Below are 26,689 nucleotides of genomic sequence, written 5' to 3'. Positions count from 1 at the left end.
TCAGCCTGCGCAACAAGATTGCCCTGTGCGACGAGCTGGAGGCCTTCTTCAGCCGGGGCGATTTGCCCCTGGGCCGGCAGGACGAGGCGGCGGGGATCGCCGTGCTCGGATCCTCCTCTTCGATCAGACCGAGCCGAACCGCCGCCACGGCGATGTCGTCCCACTGCGCGGCGGTCAGCACGGCACGCCACGGGCCGGTCCGCACCCGCAGCAGGGTCACCCCGTAGTCGGCGCGAGCCCTGCCCTGCTGGGTCTGGCAGGCGGCTGCTTTGGCGCGTGCGCGGGCCCATGCTTCGGCTGGTGCGGCCCCGCAGCGGGACACCTGCACGCACGTGCGGGGCAGCCCGTGGAGGTCGCCGCGGTCGCCTTTGCGGCCTTCGCCGATGGCGCGCTCTGCGGGGTAGCCGGTGAGCTCGGCGAGCAGCCGGCAGGCGTCGAGCTCGGTGGCTTTGCCGGTGCGGCCGGGACCGGCGCCGTTGCTCGCGGCCATCAGACCGCGCTCTCGTCTTCGTCAGCAGCGACCGCTTGGGGGATGGCTACCAGTCGCGCGATCTCGGCAGCTGGCACCAACACCCGACCGCCCAACCGGATCGTGCGCAGCTCGCCGGCCTTCTCTTCCTTGAAGTGGCAGGTGACGACCGGCAGCTTCAGGGCCTTGGCGTCGACGGCGCCGAAATATTCCTGGCTGGCCAGGTTCACCAGCGTGGGATCGGCGTGGCCGGCGGCGGCCGCGTTCAGGGTCTGCGAGATCGTCTCGCCCCAGTAGTCGTAGAGGTTATGGCCGCGCTTGGTCTTCAGGCGCGTGCCCATTTCCAGGCGATAGGGTTGTAGGGCGTCGAACGGACGCAGCACGCCATAGAGGCCGGACAGAATCCGCAGGTGATCCTGAGCCCACTCCAGCGACGGACGGTCCAGCTCGCGCGCGGCCAGGCCCGCATAGACGTCGCCGTTGAAGGCGATGATCGCCTGCAGCCCATCCTCCAGCTCGGAATCGAAGGCCTGGAACCGCTCGCGGTTCAGCTTGGCCAGGGCGTCGGAGATGTGCATCAGCCGCTTCAGGTCGGCGGCCGTCAGCTTGCGCGTGACCTTGGCCAGCTCGACGATCTGGCTCTTCAGCTCAGGCGTCGTCAGCGGCAGGGCCTGGGCGGGCGCGGTGAAGTCCAGCGACTTGGCGGGCGAGATGACCATCAGCATGGCCGGGGAGATAAAGGCTTCGGCCGGCCTTCGCTAGCTAGGCCGTTGGACTATTCGCCCGCGTCGACCCGAGCGCGCATGTCCGCGTAGGCGGCGGCCAGCAGCGCCTGCAGGGCGTCTTCATTGATCGGCTGACCCCATCGCAGCTTCACGTGGCGCATGCGCTTGCCGCCGCCCTCCAGTAACCGCGCCGGGTCCGGCAGGTCCGCGCCTTGATAGAAGCCGATGGCCCCATGGGCGCTGAAGGCGTCGACATAGGCGAAGGCCGCGTCCTCGACGCAGGCCGTCGGATGGCCGTCATGCAGCAGCTCGCGGATGTCGGGCCCCAGGCCGCGCAACGCCTCGAACCAGGGGCGGACGACGGCGCGCATCGGATCGTCCGCGGCGAGCCAAGCCTCGACGTCCGGGTGTCGCTTCATCGCGCTGGAGAACCTGAACAGGCTGCTCATGCGGGCAGATTGAGCCGTCGGGGCGCGATGTCGAGTCTCGACCTGGATGGCCGGCCGGTCTATCCAGCGGCCCATGCAGACCCTAGGCCTCGCCGCCGCCCTCGCCTGGCCGATCCCGATGATCGTCGCCCTGTTCTTCGTGCTGCGGGACCGGGGGCTGAAGTTCCGTCCGGTGTGGGCGGTGATGTGCTTCGTTGGCGTCGGGGCGTTCTGGATGGAGCAGACGACCGGCCAGTGGGGCTTCATCCCTTGGGCGATCAACCTGCTCCCCGGATCGCAGCCCGGCTTCTACAAGGCCACGATCCCCGCCGGCGCGCTCGCGGTGATGCTCGTGCTGCTTCTGCGCGCCCGCAAACGCGCGGCGGCTAGAACAGCACCCGAGGGTTCATGATCCGCTTGGGGTCGAGCGCCTGCCGGATCGCCCGCAAGGCCGCGACCTCGATCGGATCCTTGTAGGTCAGGGCCTCGGCCGTCTTCATCGCCCCCAGGCCATGCTCGGCGCTGATCGAGCCCGAGAAGCTGGCGGCGATATCGTGGACGATCTTGGCGCCCGCCTCACGCTGGACGTCGTGGGCGTCGTCATCGGCGCCGACGGGCTTGAGCACGTCGTAGTGGACATTGCCGTCGCCGACATGGCCGAAGGCGATGATCCGCGTCCCCGGGAAAGCCTGTTCGATCGCCGCGTCGGCGCGGGCGATGAAGTCCGGGATCTTCGAGACCGGCACGGACACGTCGTGCTTCCACACCGCCCCTTCGGGCTTCTGGCCGGCGGAGTGGCCCTCGCGGATGTGCCAGAAGGTCTTCATCTGGGCCTCGGTCTGGGCGACGGCGGCGTCGGCGATCAGCCCGCTCTCCAGGGCGCCGGTCAGCAGCCGCTCCAGCGCCGCGTCCGCCGCGCCGGGCTCGCCGCTGGCGATCTCGATCAGCACGTACCACGGGTGCTCGGTCGGCAGCGGATCGCGCAGGCCCGGCACGTTGCGGATGGTGAGCGCAAAGCCCATCAGGCCCATCAGTTCGAACGCCTCGACCGAGCCGCCCGTCTCCTCCTTGGCGCGCGCCAGCAGCTGGATGGCGTCGGCCGGCGAGCCCAGGCCCACGATCGCCACGGCCCGCGAGGCCAGCGGCGCCTGGATTTTCAGGCTGGCGGCGGTGACGATCCCCAGCGTGCCCTCGGCGCCGATCAGCAGCTGCTTGAGGTCGTAGCCGGTGTTGTCCTTGCGTAGGCGCTTGAGGCCGTTCCAGATCTCGCCATTGGGCAGCACCGCCTCGATGCCCAGCACCTGCTCGCGCATCATGCCGTAGCGCAGGACGGCCGTGCCGCCGGCGTTGGTCGAGATCAGCCCGCCGATCGTGCACGAGCCTTCGGACGCCACGCCGACCGTGAAGCGGCGACCGACCTTGGCGGCCTGTTGGTGGGCCTCGTAGAGGGTGACGCCCGCCTCCAGCACCATGGCGTCGTCGATCGGATCGACGTCGCGGACGGCGGTCAGCTTGCGGGTCGAGAGCAGGATCTCGCCGTGCGGGATCTGGCCCGCGACGAGGCCGGTGTTGCCGCCCTGGGGCGTGATCGCCACGCCCTCGGCGGCGCAGATCCCGACCACGGCGGCGACCTCGGCGGTGGTGCGTGGGGTGACCAACAGCGGCGTCTCGCCCTTCCAGCGGCCGCGCCACTCGACCAGCAGCGGCGCGATCACGTCCGGATCCTGACTCCAGCCGCCCTCGCCGAGCACGGCCTTCAAACGCGAGACGACATCGGCGGGAACAGGCTTGGTCATGGTCGCTACCTTACGCTCGAAAGATCAGCCGATGAAGCCGGCCGCGCGGCGCAGCCGGTCGTTGATCGCCTCGCCCAGCCCCTCCTCGGGAATGGGCGCGACGGCGATGGCGGAGGGATGGACGCGGTCGGCGGCCCGCAGATAGGCGAATAGGTTCGCCGCCGCCTCTGCCAGATCGCCCGTGGGACTGAGGTTGAACACCCCCTCCCCGCTGGCGCCGCCGCCGAAGGCCAGGAAGGCCTCGCCCGGCTTGGGGGCCTTGGCGTTGATCCGCACCGGCGCGTCGGGGGCGTAGTGCAGAGCGAGGCGCCCTGGCGAGCGCTTTGCGTCGTCATCGGCCTCGGCCAGCGGGCCGACGATCTGCTGAAGCTGGACACGGGTCACTGCGCCGGGCCGCAGCAGGCGCGCCTGGCCGTCCAGCACCGAGACGACGGTGGACTCCAGACCCACCGCGCAGGGGCCGCCATCCAGCGCCGCGGCGGCCTTGTCGCCGGTCTCGGACACGGCGTCGGCATAGGTGGTGGGGCTGGGCCGTCCTGAGCGGTTGGCCGAGGGCGCCACGACCGCGCCGCCGAACGCCGCCAGCACGGCGCGCGAGATCGGATGGCGCGGCACCCGGATAGCGACCGTGTCGAGGCCCGCGCGGGCCAGGTCGCAGACCGCCGAGGCGTCCTTGATCGGCGCGACGATGGTCAGGGGGCCGGGCCAGAATTCGCGCGCCAGGTCCCGGGCGCGTTGATCGAACTCGGCGATCCGTTCGGCGGTCTCCAGATCGGCCACGTGGGCGATCAGCGGGTTGAAGCGCGGACGGCCCTTCGCCTCGAAGATCGCCGCCACGGCGGCCGGATTGGCCGCGTCGGCGCCCAGGCCATAGACGGTCTCGGTCGGCAGGATGACCAGCCCGCCAGCGCGTAACGCACTGGCGGCGGTCTCTATTTCCGCTTGGCGGTCAGCGAGAAGCTGACCTTCACCTTGGCCGCGATCTGATCCGTAGACGCCCATTCGCCCTGTCCAACCCCGAACGTGGTCCGGTCGAGGGTGGTTACACCGCGCGCGGTCGCCGTGTCGCCGACGATCTTCAAGGAAAACGGCAGGCTGAGCGGCTTTTTCACGCCGCGCAGGTCCAGGGCTCCGTCGGCGACGTACTGGCCCTCGCCCGTCTTGCGGAACTTCGTCGCCGTGAAGGTCGCCTTCGGATGCTCGGCGGTGTCGAAGAAATCGCCGCTGGGCAGGCTGTGGTCACGCTGGTCGTCGCCGGTCACCGCCGACCCCATGTCGATGCTGACGGTCAGCTTCGAGCGGTCCAGCGCCTCGGGCGAGAACAGGATGTCGGCGGTCCAGCGGTTGAAGCGCCCCTCGACCGGCGAGCCGGACCAGGTCGCCGAGAAGGTCAGGCTGGCGCCCTTCTGCACGGCCCAGGCGACGGGGTCCTTGAGCGCCGGCGGCGCTTCGGCGGCGGTCGCGTCGGGCTTGGCGGAGTCGGCGGTCGGCGCGGCCTGCTCTGTCGGCGCGGGGGCCGCGGGCTCGACCGGCGCCGCCGCATCGGCGGGCGGAGGCGGCGGGGCGACCGGCTTGGCGGCCTTGACCGTCGGGGTGAACAGATAGCCGGCGGCGACCACGGCGGCGAGACCAGCGGCGGCCAGCCAGGCGCGTGGCTCCTTCAGGCCGGGCCTCGCGCCCGGGGCCATGTTCTGGAACACCTCGTCCTTGTCGAGCACCTGGTGCTTGGCCACCGCGCCTAGATGCAGCAGCAGCAGCAGGTAGGTCAGTTTGACCAGCACGCCGTGGCCGATCTCGCCGAATTCGTTCCAGGCGTGCTTGGGCGCGGCGGCCAGCTCGGGCAGGCCCGGCAAATGCGGCCAAGGAACGACGCCCCACCACAGGGTCGGCACCACCACGCGGCTGGTCGAGACCAGGATCCAGCCAGTCAGCGGCAGGCCGATCATGATCACATAGAAGCCGACGTGGACGACCTTCGAGGCGATCTGCTCCCAGCGCGGTTGATGGACAGGAGGGGCCGGCGTCCGGTTGAAGATCCGCCAGGCCAGGCGCGCCACGCTGAGCAGCAGGATCGTGAAGCCGATCGACTTGTGCAGCTGGAACAGGGCGAAGGTGATCGGCGAGCCCTTCGGCCCATCGCCCATGCGCCAACCGATGATGATCTGGAAGATAATGGCCGCCGCGATCAACCAGTGCAGAACAATCGCCACCGTCGTGTAGCGGGTGCGGGTCGCGGCCATCGATCACTCCAGGCAGATAGACGAGAAACGCATTGCGCCGATCCCAGGGGACCGGCGCAAGACGCAAAAGGGCTTACTTCTTGTCGAACTCGACTTCGATGCTGAGCGCGACGTCGTCGGCGACCAGCGGGACGTACTTGCTGACGCCGAAGTCCGAACGCTTGATCGTCGTCGTGGCCGAGAAGCCCGTCTTGACGCTGCCCGGCGCGAAGCTGGAGCCCACGCCGTTGAAGGTCACGTCCAGCACGATCGGCTTGGTCACGCCGTGCAGGGTGAAATCGCCATAGACCTTGCCGGTCTGGCCCGCGCCCGGCTCGACCTTGGTCGAGACGAAGGTCGCGGTCGGGAACTTGTTGGCTTCCAGCCAGCCGTCGCCGGCCAGCTCCTTGTTGAACTTCAGGCCGAACTCGTCGGCGCCCGTCGCGGTGTCGATCGAGCCCGGATCGACGGTCACCTTGATCTTGGCGTCCTGCGGAGCCTTGGGATCATAGTCGAAGCTGGCGTCGACCTTGGTGAAGCGGAACTGGTAGTTCGAGAACCCCATGTGCTTGATCTTGCCCACGACCGAGGCGTGGGTCTTGTCGAGCACGTAGTGGCCGGCCGGAAGATCGGCGGGCTTGGTGGAGGTGACGCCCGGCGCGGCCAGGGCGGCCGGGGCGGCGAGCAGGGTCGCCGCGAGGGCGGCATAGGCGTAGGGGCGGAACATCGAGAAGTCTCTCCTTCAAACTAGAACAGGACTAGTTACGGTTTCCCGACTTAATCACTCCAGCATGGCTTTGAAGGCCTTTCGGATCACGAGATCGTTACCCGGCGAACAAATCTGCGGACGACTTTGCGCGGCGAGCCCACGCGCCTAAAGAGAACGCCGATAACCTGGAGCTTGTCGGCCATGACCTTCCGCGCCCCCGTCCGTGACCTCGCCTTCTCGCTGCGCCACGCGGCGGGCTTCGACCGACTGGCCGACGCCTTTCCCGAGGCCGACGGCGACACGGTGGCGGCGGTGCTGGAAGCGGCCGGCGCCTTCGCGGCCGACGTGCTGGCGCCGCTGAACCGCCAGGGCGACCTGGTCGGGGCCAAGCTCGAGAACGGCGTGGTCCGCTGCGCCCCGGGCTTCGCCGACGCCTACAAGCAGTTCGCGGAGGGCGGCTGGGCCGGTCTCGCCGCCGCGCCCGAGCACGGCGGCCAGGGCCTGCCCAAGACGCTGGAAGTGGCGGTGCTGGAGATGATCCAGGCGGCCAACATGGCCTTCGGCCTCTGCCCGATGCTGAGCCTGGGCGCGATCGAGGCGCTGGACCACCACGGCTCGGACCGCCAGAAGGCGCTCTATCTGCCCAAGCTGGTGTCGGGCGAATGGACCGGCACCATGAACCTGACCGAGCCGCAGGCCGGCTCGGACTTGGCGGCTCTGACCACCATGGCCACGCCGGATGGCGACGGCGGCTGGCGGATCACCGGCCAGAAGATCTTCATCACCTGGGGCGACCACGACGCGGCCGACAACATCGTGCACCTCGTTCTGGCGCGTACGCCCGACGCCCCGCCCGGCGTGAAGGGCATCTCGCTGTTCCTGGCCCCCAAGGTGCTGGTCGGCGAGGACGGCAAGCTGGGCGAAGCCAACGCCCTGCGGGTCGGCGGCCTGGAGCACAAGCTGGGCATCCACGGCTCGCCCACCTGCGTGATGCTGTTCGAGGGCGCCAGGGCCGAGCTGGTCGGGAGCCTGGGCCAGGGCCTGCCCAACATGTTCACGATGATGAACGCCGCGCGCCTGCAGGTCGGGACGCAGGGAACCGCCATCGCCGAGCGGGCCTACCAGCAGGCGCTGGCCTTCAGCCAAGACCGCGCCCAAGGCCGCTCGGCCTGGACCGGCGCCTATCCCTCGCGCCTGTTCGACCATCCGGACGTGCGCCGCTCTCTGGTGCTGATGAAGGCGCACATCGAGGCCGCGCGGGGCATCTGCCTGTCGACCGCCGTCGCCGCCGACCTGGCGCGCGCCGCGTCCGACGAAGTGACCCGCGCCAGCGCCAAGCTGCGCGAAGAACTGCTAACGCCGATCGCCAAGGCCTGGTCGACCGACGTCGGCGTCTGGGTGGCGTCGCAGGGCGTGCAGATCCACGGCGGCATGGGCTTCATCGAGGAGACCGGCGCGGCCCAGCACTATCGCGACGCCCGCATCGCCCCGATCTATGAGGGCGCCAACGGCATCCAGGCCATCGACCTGGTCGGCCGCAAGCTGTCGCTGGGCGAAGGCCGGGCCGTCGCCGACCTGATGGACGACATCCGCGACACGATCGAAGACCTGAAGGGCTCGGACCTGAAGGCGGTCGGCCTGCGGCTGGAGGCCGCCCTCGACGCGACCGCCAGCGCCACCGCCTGGCTGGTCGAGCGCCGCGCCAAGGCCATGCCCGACGCCCTGTCGGGGGCCACGGCCTATCTGAAGCTGCTGGGCGACGTGGTCGGCGGCTGGATGCTGGCCAAGGGCGCCCTGGCGGCGGCCGGCGAGGCAGACGCGGCCTGGGCCGAGAGCAAGCGGGCCCTGGCCCGCGTGTTCGCCGAGAGCGTCCTGGCCCAGGTTCCGGGCGCGGCGGCCGGGGTGATGCTCGGCGCGGCGGATCTGGAAGCGATGACGCCGGAAGTGCTGGGGGCGTAACTCAAAACACGTCATCCCGCGCTTCATGCGCGGGACCCATTGTCCGCCGCAAGTGCGAAGCAAGGACGAGCTCTCACGTGAAAGCTGAACCATGGGTCCCGCGCACAAGGCGCGGGATGACGGGTTAGGATGAACTAAACGCCTACGCCTTGAAGAAGGCCAGCAGGTCGGCGTTGATGATGTCCGGGTGGGTGGACGCCATGCCGTGCGGCAGGCCCGGATAGGTCTTCAGCGTGCCCTTCTTCAGCAGCTTGATGCCTAGCAGCGCGCTGTCGGCGATCGGGACGATCTGGTCGTCCTCGCCGTGCATCAGCAGGACCGGGACGTCGACCTTCTTGAGGTCCTCGGTGAAATCGGTCTCCGAGAAGGCCTTGATGCAGTCGTAGTGGGCCTTGGCGCCGCCGGCCATGCCCTGGCGCCACCAGTTGTCGATCAGGCCCTGGCTGACCTTCGCGCCGGGACGGTTGAAGCCGTAGAACGGGCCTTCGGGAACATCGCGGAAGAACTGGGCGCGGTTGGCCAGCAACGCCGAACGGAAGCCGTCGAAGACCTCGATTGGCAGGCCGCCCGGATTGGCCGGCGTCTTCAGCATGATCGGCGGCACCGCGCCGATCAGCACGACCTTGGCGACCCGGCCCGGCTTGGCGCGGGCGGCATAGTGGATCGCCTCGCCGCCGCCGGTCGAGTGGCCGACGTGGATGGCGTTCTTCAGGTCCAGGTGATCGGTCAGGGCGATGACGTCGGCGGCGTAGGTGTCCATCTCGTTGCCGGTGTCGGTCTGGGTCGAGCGGCCGTGACCGCGACGGTCATGGGCGATGACGCGATAGCCCTTCAGCAGGAAGAACATCATCTGGGCGTCCCAGTCGTCGGCGCTGAGCGGCCAGCCGTGGTGGAACACGATCGGCTGGGCGGTCTTGGGCCCCCAGTCCTTGTAGAAGATCTGGACGCCGTCCTTGGTCGTGACGTAGCCGCTCTGGGCGCGATCGGCGGCGTGCGGATTGGACTCGGCTTTCGGCGTCGCAGCCTGAACGGCCAGGGGCGCGGCGGCGGCCGCGGCGGCGAGGCCGAGACCAGCGGTCATCAGCCCGCGACGGGAAGCTTGGTTCGACTGGCTCATGATCATCCTCATTTCGTTTTGGCGACAATGATTATCGCGATAACGATCTATCTAGGCCTGAGCTTCGCCGGAGTCCAGAGGTTTTATTATCGCGATATCATTTTTTGCGTTAAGGGCGCGCCTCGACGGAGGCGCGAGGCCAACATAGCCCAGCCCGCCCGAGGGGCGGTCTCAAGAAAATGGCGGCGGCGCCCGCCCCCGCGCGCTTGGCGCGGGACCGGACGCCCGAACCGAAGCTTACAGCTGCTCCAGCAGGTACTCGGCCGACGAGACCTTGAATTGGCCCGCTTCCTCGACGTTCAGCTGGGTGACGACGCCGTCCTTGGCGATCAGCGAATAGCGCTGCGAGCGCGCGCCCATGCCGAACTTGCTGCCATCAAAGTCGAGGCCGACCGCGCGGGTGAAGTCGCCATTGCCGTCGGCCAGCAGCAGGACTTCGCCGTCGATGCCTTGGTCCTTGCCCCAGGCCTTCATCACGAAGACATCGTTGACCGAGACGCAGGCGATCGTATCCACGCCCTTGGCTTTGAGTTCGGCGGCCTTCTCCTTGAAGCCCGGCAGGTGCTTGGCCGAGCAGGTCGGGGTGAAGGCGCCCGGCACGGCGAACAGCGCCACGGTCTTGCCCTTGAAGATGTCGTCGGTGCTGATCGGCGCCGGCCCTTCGGCCGTGCTGGTCATGAAAGTCGCCGCGGGCAGCTTGTCGCCAACCTTGATCGTCATGGGCCGTGTTCCTCTATTGTGCGTTTGGGAAGGTCTTGGAGATATCCCCGCGCCGCTCGACCGCCAAGCCACCGTTTTTTGGAAACACGCGACGCGGATTCTCGTCGACGCGACTTGAAAGCGTCACACGGAGGGCCAATGCTCCGTCTATGGCCAGCTTGATCGACGACGAGGACGAAGGCGAATTCCTGACCGGGCGTCTCCTGGTGGCGATGCCTGGCATCGAAGACCCGCGCTTCGAACGCGCCGTCCTCTATCTGTGCGCGCACGACGAGGAGCAGGCCATGGGCCTGGCGGTCAATCGTCCCGTCGAAGGCCTGACCGTGGTCGAGCTACTGGAGCGGCTGGGCGTCAAGTCGGACATCCAGGCCCCGCGCGACCTGGTCCTGCTGGGCGGCCCGATCGAGCGCGAACGCGGCTTCGTGCTGCACACCGACGACTTCCACTCGCCGGACTCCTCCCTGCCCATCGCGGAGGGTCTCAGCCTGACCGCCACCCGCGACGTGCTCGACGCGATGGCCAGCCCTCACCGGCGTCCCCGCAGGGCGATCCTGGCGCTCGGCTATGCCGGCTGGGGCCCTGGTCAGCTCGAACAGGAGCTGCGCGACAACATCTGGCTGATCTGCGACGCCGACGAGAGCCTGCTGTTCGACGAGGATCACGAGCACAAATGGACCCGGGCCCTGGCGAAGCTCGGGATCACCGCCGACCACCTGTCGGCGACGGCGGGGCGGGCTTAACCCCGCGCCTTCACCGGCGCGGCGCCGTCGACATAGGCCTCGTTCAGATAGACCTCGGCCTCCTGCGGCGACAGCGCCGGCGCGTAGCCGAAGCCCTGGCCGTAGTCGCAGCCCAGACCTTGCAGGGCGCGGGCCATCTCGGCGTTCTCGACGCCCTCGGCCACGACCTCGAGGTCGAGATCCTGACCCAGCTTGACGACCGAGCGGACGATCTTGGCCGAACCGGCGTTGGCGCCCATGGTCCGCACGAAATAGCGGTCGATCTTCAGCGTGTCGAACGGCAGGCGCGTCAGGTAGGACAGCGACGAGAAGCCGGTGCCGAAGTCATCCAGCGCCAGGCCCGCGCCGGCTTCGCGCAGAGTCCGGAGCACCATGGCCGCGCGCTCGGGATCGCGCATGATGTCGCTTTCGGTGACTTCCAGCTTCAGCGCGCCGCGCGGCAGGTTGTTGTCGCGCAGGGTCTGGGCGACGTCGTCGACGAGCCCCGGGCGGTCGATCTCGCCGGTCGACAGGTTGACGCTGACCGTCATGGCGCTCATCGCCGGGTGGCAGGCGCGCCAGATCGACAGCTGGCGGGCGGCGGCGTGCATCATGTGCGCGCCCAGCTCGCTCATCAGCCCCATCTCTTCGATCAGCGGCAGGAACTCGTCCGGCGGCAGCATGCCCCGGCGCGGGTGGATCCAGCGGGCCAGGGCCTCGAAGCCGGAAAGCGCCCCGGTCGACAGGCGCACGACGGGCTGGAAGTACGGAATGATCTCGCCGCGGCCGATGGCGCCGCGCAGGTCGGCCTCCAGCGCCAGGCGCGACAGGCCGTCGGTCTCCATCGAACGGCCATAGGCGGCGGCGCCGCCCCGGCCCGCGGCGGCGGCGGCCTCCACGGCCAGCTCGGCGCGGCGCAATAGTTCGGCCGGATCGGGCGCCTCATGACCGCCCTCGGCCGAGACGGCGCCGACGGAAAGCGTGGGGTGTATGTCGAAGCCGGCGATGCGCAGCGGCTGCTCCAGCGCCTCGCGCAGCATCTCGGCGGGCTCGTAGCCGTCGGGCTTGCACAGCACGGCGAACTCGTCCTCGCCGATGCGGCCCAGCACGGCGTCGGACGGGAAGGCGGCGATCAGGCGCGAGCCCAGGGCGGCCAGGACCAGATCGGCGCGATCATGGCCCAGCGCCTCGTTCAGGCGGCGCAGGCGGTCGAGGTCCGCGACGACCAGCTCATGCGCGCCAGGCTCGGCCAGACGCTCGCGGGCGCGGGTTATGAAGCTGCGGCGATCGAGCAGACCGGTCAGGTCGCAGCGTTCCGAGGCGGCGAACTTGGTTTCGGCGGCGACCACGCCAGCGGCGCGCACGCCTTCCTCCAACCAGACGCCGCGCCACAGGCAGACCTCGCCGCCGCGCACGCGGAAACGGGCGACGACCGGTTGGCCAGGCTCACGGACTTTCAGCACTTCCTCGGCCTGGGCGCGATCCTGCGGCAGGGCCAGGGCGCGGAAGGCGGCGGAGGAGCATTCGGGGGCCAAGGGACCCAGGCCCAGGGCGCGGGCGGCGCCGTTCAGGCGCAGGCGGTCGGACTCGGGCTCCCAGATCCAAAGCGCGACATCGGCCCCGCCCAACGCTTCGAGCGTCGCGGTCGTGTCCCAAATCCGCCGTTCGCCTGTCCGAAAAGACATTCCCGTCCCGCCGCGTCGGCCGCGGTCGCCCTAACTCACTCGGGCGCCACCAAGCCGAACAGACGATGGTCTCGCCAATCGCCGTTAATTTTCAAATAAGCGCGGGCGTATCCTTCCTCGGAAAAGCCACATTTCAGCAGAAGCGCGGCCGAGGGCGCGTTCTCGGGCATGCAGGCGGCCTCCAGCCGATGGAGGCCTAAGCCCTTGAAGGCGAAGCGGATCAGGGTCTCGACGGCGTCGCGCGTGTGGCCCTGGCGCGCGAAGGGCTGGCCGATCCAGTAGCCGATGGTTCCGGTCTGGGCGACGCCACGCCGCACGTGAAAAAGCCGCACGCCGCCGACCAGGGCGTCGTCGGCGCGACGGAAGACGAAGAACGGATAGGCCTCGTCCAGCTCCATTTCGCGCGCATAGGCCGCCAGACGCGCCCGGAACGCGGCGCGGGTCAGGTCATGTTCAGGCCAGACGGGCTCCCACGGCTCCAGGAACGAACGCGACCGCCCGCGCAGGGTGGCCCAGGCCTTGTGATCGCTGAGTTTCGGCGGTCGCAGATAGACGGCGCGACCTTGCAGGCGGAGCGCGGGACGGGGCTTCAGGAACGACGGAAGCATCGGCGCATCCTCCGATGTCAGGCGGCGGAGAACAGCGTCTTGTCGAACGCCTCGCCGGCCTTCAGCGAGGTCTTAGCGCCCAGCACCGCCGAGGCGACCCGCCGGCCGGACAGCAGCCGGCGGCCCAGTCGCGAAACGTCTTCGGCCGTCACCGCGTCCACCTCGGCGGCCAGCTCCGCCGGCGCGTAGAGGCGGTCGAACAGCAACACCTGCCCCGCCCCCTGCTCGGCGCGCGACAGCGGCTGCTCGCGGGCCATGAACATGTGGGCCTTCAGCTGGGCCTTGGCGCGGGCCAGCTCTGCGTCGTCGATATGCGCGACCAGCTTGATGAGCTCGCCGGCGCAGACCTTGGCCGTCTCGACCGCGTCCGAGGCCGCGCAGCCGGCATAGATGCCCAGGGCGCCGTGGTCGGCGTAGGTGTCGGCGTAGGCGTCGATATTGTAGGCGAGCCCCCGCTTCTCGCGCGCTTCCTGGAACAAGCGCGAGGACATGCCGCCGCCCAGCACCTCGGCGAAGATGCGCAGGGCGAAATAGTCCCGGTCGCGCGAGCCGCAGGCGGGCAGCATGAAGACGAGGTGGCTCTGTTCCAGCTTGCGGGCCTCGGCCTGCGGACCGCCCACGAAGTCGGCCGCCTCGGGAACCGCCGCGCCGGACTCCGCCGGCAGGTCGCCGAACGCGCGCTCGGCGGCGGCCATCAGCTCGGCCTCCTCGACCGCGCCCGTGGCGCTGATCACCAGGCGGTCGGCGGCGTAGAGCGCAGCGCGCCACTCGGACAGGGCCTCGACGCTGGCGGCCTCGACGGTCTGGTCGCTGCCCAGGATCGGTCGCCCCACCGGATGGTCGCCCCAGCTGGCGCGCTGGATCAGGTCGAAGACATAGTCGTCGGGCGCGTCGGCCGCCTCGGCGATCTCCTGCGCGACGACCTGCTTCTCGCGGGCGAGGTCGGCGGGATCGAGGGTCGGTCGCCGCACGAGGTCGGCGATCACGTCCATGCCCAGATCCAGACCGCCCTTGAGCGCCCGCACCTGGAAGCTGGTGCGCTCATAGCCGGTGGCGGCGTTGATCGAGCCGCCGGCGCTTTCGATCACCTCGACGATGTCGCGGGCCGAGCGCTGGCCGGCGCCCTTGAACACCATGTGCTCCAGCAGATGGGACCAGCCGGACCGTTCGGGGTCCTCATAGGCCGCGCCGCGGCCGGCCACCACGCTGAGCGCCAGGGTCTCGAGGCCCGGCATCGGATCACAGACGACGCGGACGCCGTTCTTCAGGGTGCGGAGGGTGGCGGTCATTCAGCTCTTTGTACGCCTCCCCCGGAAAAGGGGGAGAGGAAGGGGGCGCTGCATATAGTCGCTAAACGCCCCGCCGACCACCTAGAGGGACCACTCCGTGGGCCGATCGCCGTCAGGTGTTCGCCGCGAAGGTGCGGACGAAGGCCTTCACGGCGGCGCCGTCGGCGGGCAGGCGCTCGAACTTCTCCGGCTTCTTGGAGAGGTCGGGCGTGGCGCGCGGCGTGACCGGAGGAATGCCGATGGCGGCGGCGACGGCCTCCGGGAACTTGGCCGGGTGGGCGGTGGACAGCACGACGACCGGGATCGACGGCTTGACGTCGACGCCGCGCGCGGCGGCGAGGCCGACGGCGGTGTGCGGATCGACGATCTCGCCGGTCTCATTCAGCGTCGAGAGCATGGTCTTGGCGGTGTCGGCCTCGCTGACCGACGCGCCGCGGAACAGCTCGCGCATCCAGGCGTGGGCGGCGGGCGGGATGTCGAGCAGGCCGGTGTCGGCGAAGGCGCGGAAGGCGCGCTCGGTCTCGACGGCGTCGCGGCGGACCGCCTCGAAGTAGAGTCGCTCGAAATTGCTGGCGACCTGGATGTCCATGGCCGGGCTCTGGGTCGCGGCCACGGCGCCGCGGGCGTAGCGGCCGGTCTCGAAGGCGCGGGCCAGGATGTCGTTGGAGTTGGTCGCCGCCGTGATCGAGCAGATCGGCAGGCCCAGCTTCTTGGCGACGAAGGCGGCGTAGGCGTCGCCGAAATTGCCGGTCGGCACCACGAACGCGACTTCACGGGCCGGCGCGCCCAGGGCGACGGCGGCGGTGAAGTAGTAGACGCTCTGGGCCGCGATCCGCGCCCAGTTGATCGAGTTGACGCCCGAGAGGTCGACACCGTGGCGGAACTGGTCGTCCTGGAAGGCCTGTTTGACGATCGCCTGGCAGTCGTCGAACGAACCCAGCACCGAAATACAGGCGACGTTGGCGTCGGTCGCCGTGGTCATGAACCGGCGCTGCACCTCGCTGATCCGGCCTTCCGGGAAGAGCGCGACGATACGGGCGTTCTTGCGACCCCGGAACGCCTCGACGGCCGCGCCGCCCGTGTCGCCGGAGGTGGCGCAGATGATGGTCATCTTCCGCGACTGGCGCTCGAGCACGTAGTCGTAGAGGCGACCCAGCAGCTGCATGGCGACATCTTTGAAAGCCAGGGTCGGGCCGTGGAACAGCTCCAGCAGGAACTGGTTGGGGCCCAGCTGCTTCAGCGGGACGACGGCGGTGTGGGCGAAGGTGGCGTAGGCCTCCTCGCACATCTGGGCCAGGTCCTCCTTGGGGATGTCGTCGCCGACGAACTTGCCGACCACGGCGGCGGCGACCTCGGCGTAGCTCTTGCCGGCGAAGGCCGCGATCTCGGACGAGCGGAAGCTCGGCCATTCGGACGGGACATACAGGCCACCGTCGGGCGCCAGGCCGGCCAGCACCGCATCCAGGAAGCCGATGGGCGCGGACTGCCCGCGGGTCGACACGTAACGCATCAGGGTCTCACTCTTCGCCAGAGCATGGCGGCATAGATAAACAGCAGGGTTACGGCAAGACCAAACCACGTCAGGGCGTATTCTAGGTGCCGATTGGAAATTTCTGCCGGAAGCGGCGCGGGCGCGATGCCGGCGGGCGCGGGGGTCTCGGTCTCGGCCATCAGCACCAGCGGGGCGGGCTTGCGACCCGGGAAGCGCTCGAGGACCTTGGCGCGATCGCCGCCCAGCTGGGCGATTGGCGTCAGCACGCCGACCACGCGGCGGGGCGGGTCGAAGGACCGCCGCGGCGGGGCGACCTGGCCGCTCAAGGCCGGAACGAGGCCGCGGTCGACCAGGATCATGTTGTAGGGGCCGGCCAGCACCGCGCAGGGGGCTTGGGCGCGCCAGACCACGTCGCCGTCACGGACGCCATAGACCAGCGGCAGCGGCTCGCCGGCCACGTCGCCGCAATCGACGCTGACCCGCGTCCAGGCCAGGTCCTCGGGGCGAGCCTTTTCCGTCAGCACCTGGACCAGCGGCATGGCCGGCGCGGTCTTCAGGGCCTCGATCCGGACCAGCACGCCTTGCTTCCAGTGCAGACGCTGGAGTTGCCAGGTCCCCAGGCCGCAGAGGATGGCGAAGGCGACCGCCGTGGCGATCGTCAGGCCGACGGGGAAGCCGGCTTTCCCCGGAGAGATCTCAGACATCGCGGCGGCCGGCCTCCGAGGCCTTCTGCGCGACCTGGGCGGCGACCATAAGCCCCTTGGCCGGACGCATCAGCCCCAGGGTGATCACGAACACCGCCGGCAGCCACACCAGCAGCAGCAGCCAAACAGGCCAGTTCCAGGCGAACATCGAGAACAGGGCGCCGAACGCGCAGACGGTCCCGGCGATCAGGATCACGAAGGTCGCCGCGCCATCGCCGGTCTCGTACTTGCCCAGCTCGAAGCCGCAGGCCTCGCAGACCGGCGTCACCTTCAGGAAGCCGTCGAACAGATAGCCCTCGCCGCAGTGGGGGCACAGGCCGCACGCGCCGGCGGCGTAGGGATTGGTTTTGGTCATCGTGCGGTCCGTCCGGACATAAACATCACCTAAACTGCCTTCCTCGCCCTGGTGGCGAGGACCCATGCGTCGGCCGCCGCGCGCGCCCCGACGATCCACGACGGTTCGGCTGAACCATGGGCCCTAGGCACAAGGCCTAGGGAGGCGGCGCTTTTCAAGTCCCGACCGCCGGCGGCGATATCCTTGAAAACGAAAAAGGCCCGGAACGCTGGTCGGCGTTCCGGGCCCCTTGGGATCTTTCGATCTAGTGAGCCGAGGCCCCGAAGATCACGTAGATGAAGGCGAACAGGAACAGCCAGACGACGTCCACGAAGTGCCAGTACCACGCGGCCGCTTCGAAGCCGAAGTGCTGCTTGGGCGTAAAGGCGCCGTTCATCAGGCGGATCAGGCAGACGATCAGGAAGATCGTGCCGACGAACACGTGGAAGCCGTGGAAGCCGGTGGCCAGGAAGAAGGTCGAACCATAGAGGCCCGAATTGGCGGCCGCTTCCGAGTAGAACAGCTGCTCGTGGTTGATGTGGGCGTATTCATAGACCTGGATGGTCGTGAACAGCGCGCCGAGCAGGATGGTCAGGATCAGGCCCCACTTGGCGCCCTTGCGGTCGCCGACTTGCAGCGCGTGGTGCGCCCAGGTCACGGTCGTGCCCGACAGCAGCAGCGTCAGGGTGTTGACCAGCGGCAGGTGCCACGGCGAGACGGTCTCGACGCCGGCGGGCGGCCAGGTGGCCCAGGCGGTGCGGACTTCCTCGATCGACGACAGCGTGCGGTGCCCGTGGAACAGCGCCATCTCGAAGAACATCCAGAACCACGCCACGAAGAACATCACTTCCGAGGCGATGAAAAGGATCATGCCGTAGCGCAGGCCGATCGAGACGACCGGGGTGTGATCGCCGGCCTTGGCTTCCTTGGCCACGTCGGCCCACCAGCCGAACATGGTGTAGAGCACGCCGGCCAGGCCCGCGGCGAAGATCGCCCAGTTGCCCTTGTCGATGCCCAGGACGCCGCCCTTGATCCAGCCGATCAGGCCGATCGCCATGACGGTCGCGGCCATCGAGCCGACGAACGGCCAGGGGCTGGGCGGAAGGATGTGGTAGTCGTGTTTGACGGCGCCGGCCATGTTGCTGCTAACCCTTATATCCCTCTGAGCACGGTCGCTGGTCCCCCCGCGCCGCGATCTTGTTGAATCCTATAGCCCTCTCGACGGCTTGCCGCCAAGAGGTTCGACGATGCGGGGCGTCGTCGCGGCGGCGACTTGGCCCGTCTTGCCTTTGCCGTCTTCGACGGCGGGGAAGAACGTGTAGCTGAGCGTGATCTCGCTCTTGCCCTTGGTCTCGGGATCGTCCGCGAATTGGGGATCCACGAAGTAGACGACCGGGAACTCCACCGTCTGATGGGGCTGGATCGTCTGGCTGGTGAAACAGAAGCACTCCAGCTTCTGGAAGTACGGCCCAGCCGACTCCGGCACCACGTTGTACAGCGCCCGCCCGGTGATCGGCTTGTCGGTCGGGTTGGTGACCTTGAAGAAGGCCAGGCCCGTGTCGCCGATGCGGACGTCCTGGCTGGCCTGCATCGTCTGGAACTTCCAGGGCAGCTCGCGGATGTTGGCGTCGAAGCGGATGGTGACCTTGCGATCGAGAATCCGCGTCGGCTTGGCCTCGGCCTTGCGGACCGTGCCATCGAAGCCGGTGACCTGGCAGAACAGCTTGTACAGCGGCACGGCGGCGTAGGCCGCGCCGACCATGCCAAAGAAGGCCGCCGCGCAGATCAGCGCGACCCGGCCGTTACGGCGGGCCATGGCCTCCTGCGGGGTCAGCGGCCCCCTAGGGGCTTTTGGGGGCGCCTTAGGGGTGCGGATGGACATTGCCGCTCAGCCTCACCAGGGTGACCACGAAGACCAGGACGACGAAGGCCGCGAGACCCAGGCCGATGGCGATGTTGCGGCCATCGCGCGCCTTCTTGGCGGCCAGCTTCTCGGCGTCCGTGTCGATCGACTTATTCACTTCAGAAGCTCCAGGGCCCGCACGCCCGTCACGGCCTCGCCCAGCAGGGCGGCGAACAGCGCGAACAGGTAAAGAATCGAGAAGGCGAACAGATTGCGCGCGGCCTTGGCCCCGGCGGCGCGCTCGTCCTCGGTGACCTCATAGAGCGCCCGGTCGGCGATGCGCGGATCAGCCGCGTCGCCGGCCTTGCTGACGAAAACCCGGCCGGCCAGGATCAGGAAGACGACGCCGCCCAGAGCCGCGACGGCCAGGTAGAATGGCCCGCCCAGGCCCGTCAGCACCGGCGCCAGGCAGATCGGAACGAAGACCAGGCTGTAGAGCAGGATCTGCTTGCGGGTCTCGCGCGCGCCCTTGACCACCGGCAGCATGGGCACGCCGGCCTTGGCGTAGTCGGTGGTGACGTACAGCGACAGCGCCCAGAAGTGGGGCGGGGTCCAGAAGAAGATGATGGCGACCATCAGCCAGGCGTTCAGCGGCGCGTGGCCGGTCGCGGCCGCCCAGCCGATCGCGGGCGGCAGGGCGCCGGCGAGGCCGCCGATGACGATGTTCTGCGCCGTCCAGCGCTTCAGCCACATCGTGTAGACGACGGCGTAGAAGACGATGGTGAAGGCCAAGAGGCCCGCCGCGAACCAGTTGATCGCGAAGCCCAGGAACATCACCGAGAGCAGGGAGAGAACCACGCCCAGCGAGGCGGCCTCCTCGCCCTTGACCTTGCCCGTCGGCACGGGACGGCCGCGCGTGCGGCGCATCTGCCGGTCGATGTCGGCGTCGTACCACATGTTCAGCGCGCCCGAGGCGCCGGCCCCGATCGCGATGCACAGCACAGCCACCGCGCCCAGGATCGGATGGATCGGGGCGCGGGCGGCCAGAAGCCCCGTCAGTCCGGTGAACACCACCAGCGACATGACGCGCGGCTTCATCAGCTGGAAATAGTCCTGCCAGCGCGCGGCTTGCGAGGCGTCCGCCGTCGAGGTCGAGGCGGTTTCCGGGGTCATGGCGGCGGTCTTCATGGGTGGTCGTTACGGAACTTGTCTGTCTCGCTCGATGGGCGAAGGGCGCGGCCAAGACCCTGTTCGGATCCCGACCGCGCCCCCGCTTGGTCCAGTCCGGACGTCCACCCTTAGTGGTGGTCGTCCGCCTTGATCACCGGCGGTTCGCTGAACTGGTGGAACGGCGGCGGCGAGGACAGGGTCCATTCCAGCGTGGTGGCGCCTTCGCCCCACGGGTTGGCCTCGGCCTTGCGGCGACGGATCGCCGCCTCGATCAGCACCAGCATGAAGATGGCGACGCCGACGACGGTGATCATGTAGCCGACCGACGAGACGTAGTTCCACTTCGCGAAGGCTTCCGGATAGTCGATGTAACGACGCGGCATGCCCTGCAGGCCCAGGAAGTGCTGCGGGAAGAAGATCAGGTTCACGCCGACGAACATCACCCAGAAGTGGGTCGCGCCGAGGAACTCGTTGTACTTCACGCCCCACATCTTCTCGAACCAGTAGTAGAAGCCCGCGAAGATGGCGAAGACCGCGCCCAGCGACAGCACGTAGTGGAAGTGCGCCACCACGTAGTAGGTGTCGTGCAGGCTGTAGTCGATGCCGGCGTTCGACAGGACGACGCCGGTGACGCCGCCGACCGTGAACAGGAAGATGAAGCCGATGGCCCACAGCATCGGCGTCTTGAAGTCCAGCGAGCCGCCCCACATCGTGGCGATCCAGCTGAAGATCTTAACACCGGTCGGGACGGCGATGATCATCGTGGCGGCCACGAAGTAGGCGCGCAGGTTGATGCTCATGCCGACGGTGTACATGTGGTGCGCCCACACGACGAAGCCGACGAAGCCGATGGCGACCATCGCGTAGGCCATCGCCAGGTAGCCGAACACCGGCTTCTTGGAGAAGGTCGAGACGATGTGGCTGATGATGCCGAAGCCCGGCAGGATCAGGATGTACACTTCCGGGTGGCCGAAGAACCAGAACAGGTGCTGGAACATGACGGGGTCGCCGCCGGCGGCCGGGTCGAAGAAGTGGGTGCCGAAGTTGCGGTCGGTCAGCAGCATGGTGATGGCGCCGGCCAGGACGGGCAGCGACAGCAGCAGCAGGAAGGCGGTGATCAGCACCGACCAGGCGAACAGCGGCATGCGGTGCAGGGTCATGCCCGGCGCGCGCATGTTGAAGATCGTGGTGATGAAGTTGATCGCGCCCAGGATCGACGAAGCGCCGGCCAGGTGGAGCGACAGGATCGCCAGGTCCATGGCCGGCCCCTTGTGACCGATGGTCGACAGCGGCGGATAGATCGTCCAGCCGCCGCCGAAGCCGTGACCCGGGCCGCCGTCGACGAACATCGACACGCAGAGCAGGATCCAGGCGGCGACCAGCAGCCAGAACGAAATGTTGTTCATCCGCGGGAAGGCCATGTCCGGCGCGCCGATCATGATCGGCACGAACCAGTTGCCAAAGCCACCGATGATCGCGGGCATCACCATGAAGAAGACCATGATGAGGCCGTGCGCGGTAATCAGCGCATTCCACAGATGATAGGCCTGATCCAGCGTGGCGGGTTCCACGCCCAGCAGCGAATGCTGGATATTCGCCCAGGTCTGCAGATACTGGATGCCCGGCTCGCGCAGTTCGATGCGCATCAGGCCGGAAATCGCGCCGCCCACCACGCCCGCGAAGATCGCGAAGATCAGGTAGAGGGTGCCGATGTCCTTGTGGTTGGTGGACATGAACCAGCGCTGGAAAAAGGCGGGCTTGTGTTCGGCATCATGATGATCGTGGGCATGATCGTCGTAATGATCGGCTGTGATGGTGGTCATGGCTTTCCTACCCCTCGATCAGATCTTTTGTTCTGCATTGCCGGCGGATGCGGCCTGCGCCGTCTTTTCCGCCTCGGCGCCCTTGAGCGTGCCCCCCTGCGAGCGCACCCACTGGTCGAACTGGTCGGCCGGCAGCGCCTCTATCGCGATCGGCATGAAGCCGTGGCGGGCGCCGCACAGTTCCGAACATTGGCCATAATAGACGCCCGGTTTTTCGATGGTGAAGCTCTTTTCATTCAGGCGGCCCGGCACGGCGTCCATCTTCACCCAGAGCGAAGGCACGGCGAAGCTGTGGATCACGTCGGCGCCGGTGATGATCAGCTTGACCGGGCGGCCCACCGGCAGGACCAGGCGATTGTCGGGCGCGAGCAGATAGGGCTCGCCATTTTCCTTCGCCTTGTCTTCCGGCAGCATGTTGGACACGAATTCGGGGATGCCGTTGTCGGGATATTCATAGCCCCAATACCATTGATAGCCCGTGACCTTGACCGTCAGCGCATCCTTGGGCGCGGGCTTGTACTGATCGGCGAGCAGGCCGATGGAGGGCACGGCGACCGCCAGCAGGATCAGCACGGGCGCCACCGTCCACACCACTTCGATGAAGGTATTGTGCGAGGTCCGCGAGGGGACGGGATTGGCGCTGCGGCGGAAGCGCACCATCACATAGATCATCAGGATCAGCACGAAGACCGAGATCAGGGTGATGAGCGGCAGCAGCATCTTGTCATGCAGCCAGCGCGCGGTGTGGCCCGTTTCCGTAAACTGATCCTGCAGGGTGATTTCGCCCGGACGGGGCATACCGACGCCCTCGGCCGGCTTCATGCGTGGCGGCGGCGCGACCTTTTCGGCCGGAGCCGCGGCGGCTGCATCGGCCGGCACAGCGGCGTTGGCGGCCGATTCGGCCGGAACAGCCGCATTGTCCGCGACCGTCGCAACGGATGAAGCCTCATTCTGCGCAAGTACCGGGCCGCTCATGGTCAGGGCGGGCGCAAAGGCCAATAACCCGGAGAGAACGAGCGATTTCACCTTTTTCATAGCGTCTCTTACCCCATAACCCCATGCCGCCGCTGCAACGAAGACACACGGAATTACGTTGTCCTCGCCCGTTTGGTTCTTGGAAAGGCTTATAGGCAGGCTTTTCCAGCGCCTCAAGCGCCGGGACGCAGATTTTCTTCGCTGTTGCAACGCCTCGGTCCGCCGCCTATTCGGCAACTTCCGCGCGCAGGGGCGCGGCCATGGCGCTGGCGCCATGCCGAATGATGGAAGAACCCGCGTGCCTGGCACGCGGACGAACGGGACGTGGACGATAAACGGCATGACTGACGAGGAAGTATTGGCGGAATTCCGGGCGGCGGGGGCGCTGCTCGAAGGACATTTCATCCTGTCGTCGGGTCGCCGCAGCGGCAATTATCTGCAATGCGCCCGCGTGCTGATGAATGCCGAGCGTGCCGGCACGCTGGCCCGCGCGACCGTGCAGAAACTGCCCCGCGAATTGCGGCAGGACATTGACCTGGTGGTGTCGCCGGCCATGGGCGGCCTCATCATCGGGCATGAAATGGGCCGCGCGCTGGGCAAGGATGCGGTGTTTCTGGAACGGCCCGAAGGCACGTTCGAACTGCGTCGCGGCTTTTCCATCACGCCGGGGCAGAAGGTGCTGATGGTCGAGGATGTGGTGACGACCGGCCTGTCATCGCGCCAGGCCATCGCCGCCGTGGAGGCCGAGGGCGGCATCGTCATCGCCGAAGCCGCGCTGGTCGACCGTTCGGCGGGCGAGGTGGATCTGGGCGTCCCCTTCTATCCGCTGGTGTCGATCAATTTCCCGGTCTACGACGCCGATCAGTTGCCGCCCGAACTGGCCGCGATCCCCGCGACCAAGCCGGGTAGCCGGAAGCAATAGGATCATGCCGCACAGCGCCGCCGCTCATCTGCGTCTCGGGGTCAATATCGACCATGTCGCGACCATTCGCAACGCGCGCGGCGGCGACCATCCCGATCCGGTGAAGGCCGCGCTGCTGGCGGTGAAGGCCGGGGCGGACGGCATTACCGCGCATCTGCGCGAAGACCGTCGCCATATCCGCGACGCCGACATCGCCATGCTGATGGCGGCCATCGACGTGCCGCTGAACCTGGAAATGGCCGCGACGCAGGAGATGTTGGACATCGCCCTGCGCTATCGTCCCCATGCGGCCTGCATCGTACCGGAAAAGCGCGAGGAACGCACCACCGAGGGCGGCCTGGACGCAGCCGGGCAGATCGCGACGCTGACGCCGATCGTCGCGAAGTTGAATGAGGCGGGCATCCGCGTCAGCCTGTTCATCGAGGCCGACGCAGCGCAGATCGAGGCGGCGATCAGGCTGGGCGCGCCGGTTGTGGAATTTCATACCGGTGCCTATGCCCATCTGACCGGAGAGGCCCGCGCGAGCGAATTGCGCCGGATCGCCGATGCCGCCGCGCTGGCGGCCAAGAATGGCATAGAGCCCCATGCCGGCCATGGCCTGACCTTCGACAATGTCGCGCCCATCGCCGCCATCCCGCAGATCGCCGAACTCAATATCGGCCATTTCCTGATCGGCGAGGCCATTTTCGGGGGGCTGGAGGCCAGCATCCGCGAAATGCGGCGGCAGATGGACCTGGCGCGGTGAAGGTCGCCCCGGCGTGATCATCGGCCTTGGCTCCGACCTGTGCAACATAGAGCGTATCCAGAATTCGCTCGACCGCTTCGGCGACCGGTTCGTCCAGCGTGTCTTCACCGATGTCGAGCAGGCCAAGGCTGAACGCCGCCCCTTCACAAGGGCGGGCACGCTGGCCAAGCGCTTCGCCGCCAAGGAGGCCTTCTCCAAGGCGGTGGGCACCGGCTTCAAGGCGGGCGTCTTCATGAAGGACATAGGCGTGGTCAACGCGCCGTCGGGCGCCCCGACGCTGAAGCTCAGCGGCGGGGCGCTGGACCGGCTCCAGTCCATGGTCCCGGCCGGCCATAGGCCGGTCATTCATCTGACGCTCACCGACGATCATCCATGGGCTCAGGCCTTCGTCATCATAGAGGCGCTGCCGCTATGAGCACGGACCCCAACATCCCCGGAGAAACGGCACCCATGACGGCCATCGACCTGCCCGAAGACCAGCAGCCCACCCCCCCGGCCCCGCAGGAGGATGCGCCCGCCAAAACGGCCGTCAACTGGTGGCATGAGGTGAAGAGCATCACCCTGCTGATCCTGGCGGTGCTGGCCTTCCACAGCTTCGTCGCCAAGCCATTCTACATCCCCAGCGAATCCATGATGCCGGTGCTGCTGACCGGCGACCGGCTGGTGGTGAGCAAATTCCCCTATGGCTGGTCCTATGTTTCGCCCAGCTTCCATCCGCTGCCCTTCATCAAGGGCCGGATTCTGGGCCATCTGCCCGAACGTGGCGACATCGTGATCGTGTCGCCGCAAAACCGGCGCGAGGATTATATCAAGCGGGTCATCGGCCTGCCCGGCGACATCATAGAGGTGCGCGGCGGACAGGTGATCCTGAACGGCGTGGCGATAAAGCAGAGGCCGCTCAAATCCATGCGCATTCCGGTGGATGCCAACGCCCCCTGCCCGCCGCTGCAATTCCCCGGCGCGCTGGTGACGGACAGCAGCGGCAAGAGCTGGTGCGAGCTGCCGGTCCGGCAGGAAATCCTGCCCAACGGCAAGACCTATGTCACGATCGACACCGGGCCCAGCCCGCTCGACTGGTATGGCCCCGTGCGCGTGCCGGAAAACCACGTCTTCCTGATGGGCGACAATCGCGACAACAGCGCCGACAGCCGCGCCCCGCTGGAAGAAAATGGCCTGGGCGGCCCGGTGCCGTGGGAAGCGATCGGCGGACGGGCCGAATTCATCACCTTCTCGCTGGACGGCAATGCCAGCTGGAACCCGCTGACCTGGCTCCATGCCTTCCGCGCGGGCCGGGCGGGCAACAGCCTGCGACCGCAAAGCGTGCCGGCCGGGCAGTAACGCCCGCCCACCAAGGCGGGGGAACGCGGTCCCCCGCACCGCCATGCCTCCCTACCGTGGTCCCGCGACATAGGGGGCGGTCGCAAAGGGGCCGCCGCCCTGCCCTCCGCCGGTTCCGGTTCGGCAGGGGTTCCCGCCTGCCTTGCCCCCCCTCTACCGCTCCCGCCCGGCCTCCGCGCCGGTGGTCATCAGGGGCGAGAGCAGATATTGGATGATGCGACGGCGCCCGGTGCGGACCTCGGCCTGTACCCGCATTCCCGGCGTGAGCCGCAGGGCATGGCAATCGCGCGAGCCGGGCGAACAATCGCCATAGCGCAGCGCATCTTCCTGCAGGCGGACGCGCACCTTGAAGCCGGAAGGGACCGACGCTTCGGCCCGGCCTCCCTCCTCCAGCCCCTCCACCGAATCCCGGCCGATGGAGGTGATGACGCCATGCAACATGCCATAATCGGTGAAGGGATAGGCATCCACCTTCACCTGCACGGCCTGACCCACGCGCACGAAGCCGATCTCCGCATTGGGGACCAGCGCCTCCACGAACAGGGGGCCGCCGCGCGGCACGATGCTGAGCAACGGCTGGGCCGCCTGTACCGCGCTGCCCACGGTGCGCACGCGCAGATTTTCGACCGTGCCGTCCACCGGCGCCCTGATCTGGAGCAACCGGTCGCGATGCTGCGCCTTGGCCAGTTCGCGCGCGCGCAGCTTGTTCGTGTCGCCTTGCAGGTTCAGAAGCTGCGTGACGAGGCCGTACTGTTCGTCAAGGACTGCCTTGGTGTGCGCATTCAACGCCTCGTCGGCGGCCTGCTGCGCCTCGAAGAACGCGAAGTCGTTGCGCAGCAGCAAGGCCACGGTGTCGCCTTCGCGCACGCCCAGCGCGTGCAACCCAGTGGCGGCGCGGCG

At 68.2% G+C, this 26,689-nt stretch carries 28 protein-coding genes and 2 pseudogenes; 7 read left to right on the top strand and 23 right to left on the bottom strand.

Annotation, left to right across the window (positions count from 1 at the left end):
- The 3 genes and pseudogenes from Q0379_RS14675 to Q0379_RS14665 form a co-directional block, all read right to left on the bottom strand.
- A partial coding sequence (locus tag Q0379_RS14675; protein WP_299010220.1) for a hypothetical protein occupies window positions 1-490 on the bottom strand: 490 nt, incomplete at its 3' end.
- A gap of 104 nt (window positions 491-594) precedes the next feature.
- A pseudogene (gene yaaA, locus Q0379_RS14670) lies at window positions 595-1,194 on the bottom strand (peroxide stress protein YaaA); the annotation flags it as partial.
- Window positions 1,195-1,244: 50 nt separating this feature from the next.
- Window positions 1,245-1,643: a DUF1801 domain-containing protein gene (locus Q0379_RS14665; protein WP_299010217.1), complete on the bottom strand. Its 399-nt coding sequence runs from the start codon at window positions 1,641-1,643 to the stop codon at window positions 1,245-1,247.
- Window positions 1,644-1,716: 73 nt separating this feature from the next.
- Here Q0379_RS14665 and Q0379_RS14660 point away from each other — a divergent pair, with 73 nt between their 5' ends.
- Complete coding sequence (locus Q0379_RS14660) at window positions 1,717-2,034, top strand: hypothetical protein (RefSeq protein WP_299010223.1); 318 nt, start codon at window positions 1,717-1,719, stop codon at window positions 2,032-2,034.
- Here the strand turns inward: Q0379_RS14660 and Q0379_RS14655 are convergent.
- From Q0379_RS14655 to Q0379_RS14640, 4 genes are all read right to left on the bottom strand, one after another.
- The gene (locus Q0379_RS14655; RefSeq protein WP_299010214.1) at window positions 2,009-3,418 is read right to left on the bottom strand and encodes an FAD-binding oxidoreductase; all 1,410 of its coding nucleotides are present in this window, start codon (window positions 3,416-3,418) and stop codon (window positions 2,009-2,011) included. The two genes, Q0379_RS14660 and Q0379_RS14655, sit on opposite strands and share 26 nt — an antisense overlap.
- Window positions 3,419-3,442: 24 nt before the next feature.
- Window positions 3,443-4,420, bottom strand: coding sequence for an L-threonylcarbamoyladenylate synthase (locus Q0379_RS14650; RefSeq protein WP_299010211.1), 978 nt, complete (start codon window positions 4,418-4,420; stop codon window positions 3,443-3,445).
- Window positions 4,351-5,658, bottom strand: coding sequence for a YceI family protein (locus Q0379_RS14645; protein ID WP_299010209.1), 1,308 nt, complete (start codon window positions 5,656-5,658; stop codon window positions 4,351-4,353). The genes Q0379_RS14650 and Q0379_RS14645 overlap by 70 nt, the downstream gene beginning before the upstream one ends.
- 73 nt (window positions 5,659-5,731) lie before the next feature.
- Complete coding sequence (locus tag Q0379_RS14640; RefSeq protein ID WP_299010205.1) at window positions 5,732-6,364, bottom strand: YceI family protein; 633 nt, start codon at window positions 6,362-6,364, stop codon at window positions 5,732-5,734.
- A 183-nt stretch (window positions 6,365-6,547) separates the two neighbouring features.
- On the opposite strand from Q0379_RS14640, the gene Q0379_RS14635 reads away from it, so the two are divergent.
- Window positions 6,548-8,305 (top strand): acyl-CoA dehydrogenase, encoded by a 1,758-nt coding sequence (locus Q0379_RS14635; protein WP_299010202.1) that lies wholly within the window; start codon window positions 6,548-6,550, stop codon window positions 8,303-8,305.
- A gap of 10 nt (window positions 8,306-8,315) precedes the next feature.
- On the opposite strand, the pseudogene Q0379_RS14630 reads toward Q0379_RS14635, so the two are convergent.
- From Q0379_RS14630 to Q0379_RS14620, 3 genes and pseudogenes are all read right to left on the bottom strand, one after another.
- A pseudogene (locus Q0379_RS14630) lies at window positions 8,316-8,398 on the bottom strand (hypothetical protein); the annotation flags it as partial.
- A gap of 49 nt (window positions 8,399-8,447) precedes the next feature.
- Window positions 8,448-9,422, bottom strand: coding sequence for an alpha/beta hydrolase (locus Q0379_RS14625; protein WP_299010199.1), 975 nt, complete (start codon window positions 9,420-9,422; stop codon window positions 8,448-8,450).
- A gap of 237 nt (window positions 9,423-9,659) precedes the next feature.
- Window positions 9,660-10,142 carry a peroxiredoxin gene (locus tag Q0379_RS14620; RefSeq protein WP_299010196.1) on the bottom strand — a complete coding sequence of 161 codons (483 nt, stop codon included), beginning with the start codon at window positions 10,140-10,142 and terminating at the stop codon, window positions 9,660-9,662.
- A 149-nt stretch (window positions 10,143-10,291) separates the two neighbouring features.
- Here Q0379_RS14620 and Q0379_RS14615 point away from each other — a divergent pair, with 149 nt between their 5' ends.
- On the top strand, window positions 10,292-10,882 hold the full coding sequence (locus tag Q0379_RS14615) for a YqgE/AlgH family protein (RefSeq protein WP_299010193.1): 591 nt from the start codon (window positions 10,292-10,294) through the stop codon (window positions 10,880-10,882).
- On the opposite strand, the gene Q0379_RS14610 is transcribed toward Q0379_RS14615, so the two are convergent.
- From Q0379_RS14610 to coxB, 12 genes are all read right to left on the bottom strand, one after another.
- Window positions 10,879-12,546: a bifunctional diguanylate cyclase/phosphodiesterase gene (locus Q0379_RS14610; RefSeq protein ID WP_299010190.1), complete on the bottom strand. Its 1,668-nt coding sequence runs from the start codon at window positions 12,544-12,546 to the stop codon at window positions 10,879-10,881. The genes Q0379_RS14615 and Q0379_RS14610 overlap by 4 nt on opposite strands.
- Before the next feature lie 35 nt (window positions 12,547-12,581).
- Window positions 12,582-13,154, bottom strand: coding sequence for a GNAT family protein (locus Q0379_RS14605; protein WP_299010187.1), 573 nt, complete (start codon window positions 13,152-13,154; stop codon window positions 12,582-12,584).
- 17 nt (window positions 13,155-13,171) lie between these two features.
- Window positions 13,172-14,443 carry a pitrilysin family protein gene (locus Q0379_RS14600; protein WP_299010184.1) on the bottom strand — a complete coding sequence of 424 codons (1,272 nt, stop codon included), beginning with the start codon at window positions 14,441-14,443 and terminating at the stop codon, window positions 13,172-13,174.
- Between the two features lie 112 nt (window positions 14,444-14,555).
- The gene (thrC, locus tag Q0379_RS14595; protein WP_299010181.1) at window positions 14,556-15,953 is read right to left on the bottom strand and encodes a threonine synthase; all 1,398 of its coding nucleotides are present in this window, start codon (window positions 15,951-15,953) and stop codon (window positions 14,556-14,558) included.
- Window positions 15,953-16,639, bottom strand: a complete 687-nt coding sequence (locus Q0379_RS14590) for an SURF1 family protein (protein ID WP_299010178.1) — start codon at window positions 16,637-16,639, stop codon at window positions 15,953-15,955. Before Q0379_RS14590 ends, thrC begins: the two co-directional genes overlap by 1 nt.
- Window positions 16,632-16,994: a DUF983 domain-containing protein gene (locus tag Q0379_RS14585; RefSeq protein WP_299010175.1), complete on the bottom strand. Its 363-nt coding sequence runs from the start codon at window positions 16,992-16,994 to the stop codon at window positions 16,632-16,634. Before Q0379_RS14585 ends, Q0379_RS14590 begins: the two co-directional genes overlap by 8 nt.
- A gap of 244 nt (window positions 16,995-17,238) precedes the next feature.
- Window positions 17,239-18,111, bottom strand: a complete 873-nt coding sequence (locus Q0379_RS14580; RefSeq protein ID WP_299010172.1) for a cytochrome c oxidase subunit 3 — start codon at window positions 18,109-18,111, stop codon at window positions 17,239-17,241.
- A gap of 69 nt (window positions 18,112-18,180) precedes the next feature.
- Complete coding sequence (locus Q0379_RS14575) at window positions 18,181-18,855, bottom strand: cytochrome c oxidase assembly protein (protein ID WP_299010169.1); 675 nt, start codon at window positions 18,853-18,855, stop codon at window positions 18,181-18,183.
- Complete coding sequence (locus tag Q0379_RS14570) at window positions 18,836-18,994, bottom strand: hypothetical protein (RefSeq protein ID WP_299010166.1); 159 nt, start codon at window positions 18,992-18,994, stop codon at window positions 18,836-18,838. Before Q0379_RS14570 ends, Q0379_RS14575 begins: the two co-directional genes overlap by 20 nt.
- Window positions 18,991-20,004 (bottom strand): heme o synthase, encoded by a 1,014-nt coding sequence (locus tag Q0379_RS14565; RefSeq protein ID WP_299010163.1) that lies wholly within the window; start codon window positions 20,002-20,004, stop codon window positions 18,991-18,993. Before Q0379_RS14565 ends, Q0379_RS14570 begins: the two co-directional genes overlap by 4 nt.
- 110 nt (window positions 20,005-20,114) lie before the next feature.
- Window positions 20,115-21,809, bottom strand: coding sequence for a cytochrome c oxidase subunit I (gene ctaD, locus Q0379_RS14560; protein WP_299010158.1), 1,695 nt, complete (start codon window positions 21,807-21,809; stop codon window positions 20,115-20,117).
- An 18-nt stretch (window positions 21,810-21,827) separates the two neighbouring features.
- A complete protein-coding gene (coxB, locus tag Q0379_RS14555) occupies window positions 21,828-22,844 on the bottom strand; it encodes a cytochrome c oxidase subunit II (protein WP_299010155.1) in 1,017 nt (338 codons plus the stop codon).
- Window positions 22,845-23,124: 280 nt separating this feature from the next.
- Here coxB and pyrE point away from each other — a divergent pair, with 280 nt between their 5' ends.
- Genes pyrE through lepB form a run of 4 tightly spaced genes read left to right on the top strand, consistent with a single transcriptional unit; the run spans window position 23,125 to window position 25,789 of the window.
- Window positions 23,125-23,706, top strand: coding sequence for an orotate phosphoribosyltransferase (pyrE, locus tag Q0379_RS14550; protein ID WP_299010152.1), 582 nt, complete (start codon window positions 23,125-23,127; stop codon window positions 23,704-23,706).
- 4 nt (window positions 23,707-23,710) lie between these two features.
- The gene (locus tag Q0379_RS14545; RefSeq protein WP_299010149.1) at window positions 23,711-24,451 is read left to right on the top strand and encodes a pyridoxine 5'-phosphate synthase; all 741 of its coding nucleotides are present in this window, start codon (window positions 23,711-23,713) and stop codon (window positions 24,449-24,451) included.
- Between the two features lie 13 nt (window positions 24,452-24,464).
- Window positions 24,465-24,866, top strand: coding sequence for a holo-ACP synthase (acpS, locus tag Q0379_RS14540; protein ID WP_299010146.1), 402 nt, complete (start codon window positions 24,465-24,467; stop codon window positions 24,864-24,866).
- Between the two features lie 35 nt (window positions 24,867-24,901).
- Window positions 24,902-25,789, top strand: a complete 888-nt coding sequence (lepB, locus tag Q0379_RS14535) for a signal peptidase I (protein WP_299010143.1) — start codon at window positions 24,902-24,904, stop codon at window positions 25,787-25,789.
- A 153-nt stretch (window positions 25,790-25,942) separates the two neighbouring features.
- On the opposite strand, the gene Q0379_RS14530 is transcribed toward lepB, so the two are convergent.
- Window positions 25,943-26,689 (bottom strand): HlyD family efflux transporter periplasmic adaptor subunit (locus Q0379_RS14530; protein ID WP_299010140.1); only part of this gene is annotated, 747 nt, incomplete at its 5' end.

Origin of the sequence: uncultured Caulobacter sp., assembly GCF_937900395.1 — a bacterium.
Classification (GTDB): domain Bacteria; phylum Pseudomonadota; class Alphaproteobacteria; order Caulobacterales; family Caulobacteraceae; genus Caulobacter.
Note: the sequence above shows the minus strand (reverse complement) of the source record. Positions and strands in the feature narration are given on the sequence as shown.

Coding starts and splice junctions, on each gene's coding strand:
- Q0379_RS14665 (WP_299010217.1), bottom strand. CDS start 1,643: ATGAGCAGCCTGTTCAGGTTCTCCAGCGCGATGAAGCGACACCCGGAC.
- Q0379_RS14660 (WP_299010223.1), top strand. CDS start 1,717: ATGCAGACCCTAGGCCTCGCCGCCGCCCTCGCCTGGCCGATCCCGATG.
- Q0379_RS14655 (WP_299010214.1), bottom strand. CDS start 3,418: ATGACCAAGCCTGTTCCCGCCGATGTCGTCTCGCGTTTGAAGGCCGTG.
- Q0379_RS14650 (WP_299010211.1), bottom strand. CDS start 4,420: ATGGGCGTCTACGGATCAGATCGCGGCCAAGGTGAAGGTCAGCTTCTC.
- Q0379_RS14645 (WP_299010209.1), bottom strand. CDS start 5,658: ATGGCCGCGACCCGCACCCGCTACACGACGGTGGCGATTGTTCTGCAC.
- Q0379_RS14640 (WP_299010205.1), bottom strand. CDS start 6,364: ATGTTCCGCCCCTACGCCTATGCCGCCCTCGCGGCGACCCTGCTCGCC.
- Q0379_RS14635 (WP_299010202.1), top strand. CDS start 6,548: ATGACCTTCCGCGCCCCCGTCCGTGACCTCGCCTTCTCGCTGCGCCAC.
- Q0379_RS14625 (WP_299010199.1), bottom strand. CDS start 9,422: ATGAGCCAGTCGAACCAAGCTTCCCGTCGCGGGCTGATGACCGCTGGT.
- Q0379_RS14620 (WP_299010196.1), bottom strand. CDS start 10,142: ATGACGATCAAGGTTGGCGACAAGCTGCCCGCGGCGACTTTCATGACC.
- Q0379_RS14615 (WP_299010193.1), top strand. CDS start 10,292: ATGGCCAGCTTGATCGACGACGAGGACGAAGGCGAATTCCTGACCGGG.
- Q0379_RS14610 (WP_299010190.1), bottom strand. CDS start 12,546: ATGTCTTTTCGGACAGGCGAACGGCGGATTTGGGACACGACCGCGACG.
- Q0379_RS14605 (WP_299010187.1), bottom strand. CDS start 13,154: ATGCTTCCGTCGTTCCTGAAGCCCCGTCCCGCGCTCCGCCTGCAAGGT.
- Q0379_RS14600 (WP_299010184.1), bottom strand. CDS start 14,443: ATGACCGCCACCCTCCGCACCCTGAAGAACGGCGTCCGCGTCGTCTGT.
- thrC (WP_299010181.1), bottom strand. CDS start 15,953: ATGCGTTACGTGTCGACCCGCGGGCAGTCCGCGCCCATCGGCTTCCTG.
- Q0379_RS14590 (WP_299010178.1), bottom strand. CDS start 16,639: ATGTCTGAGATCTCTCCGGGGAAAGCCGGCTTCCCCGTCGGCCTGACG.
- Q0379_RS14585 (WP_299010175.1), bottom strand. CDS start 16,994: ATGACCAAAACCAATCCCTACGCCGCCGGCGCGTGCGGCCTGTGCCCC.
- Q0379_RS14580 (WP_299010172.1), bottom strand. CDS start 18,111: ATGGCCGGCGCCGTCAAACACGACTACCACATCCTTCCGCCCAGCCCC.
- Q0379_RS14575 (WP_299010169.1), bottom strand. CDS start 18,855: ATGTCCATCCGCACCCCTAAGGCGCCCCCAAAAGCCCCTAGGGGGCCG.
- Q0379_RS14565 (WP_299010163.1), bottom strand. CDS start 20,004: ATGAAGACCGCCGCCATGACCCCGGAAACCGCCTCGACCTCGACGGCG.
- ctaD (WP_299010158.1), bottom strand. CDS start 21,809: ATGACCACCATCACAGCCGATCATTACGACGATCATGCCCACGATCAT.
- coxB (WP_299010155.1), bottom strand. CDS start 22,844: ATGAAAAAGGTGAAATCGCTCGTTCTCTCCGGGTTATTGGCCTTTGCG.
- pyrE (WP_299010152.1), top strand. CDS start 23,125: ATGACTGACGAGGAAGTATTGGCGGAATTCCGGGCGGCGGGGGCGCTG.
- Q0379_RS14545 (WP_299010149.1), top strand. CDS start 23,711: ATGCCGCACAGCGCCGCCGCTCATCTGCGTCTCGGGGTCAATATCGAC.
- lepB (WP_299010143.1), top strand. CDS start 24,902: ATGACGGCCATCGACCTGCCCGAAGACCAGCAGCCCACCCCCCCGGCC.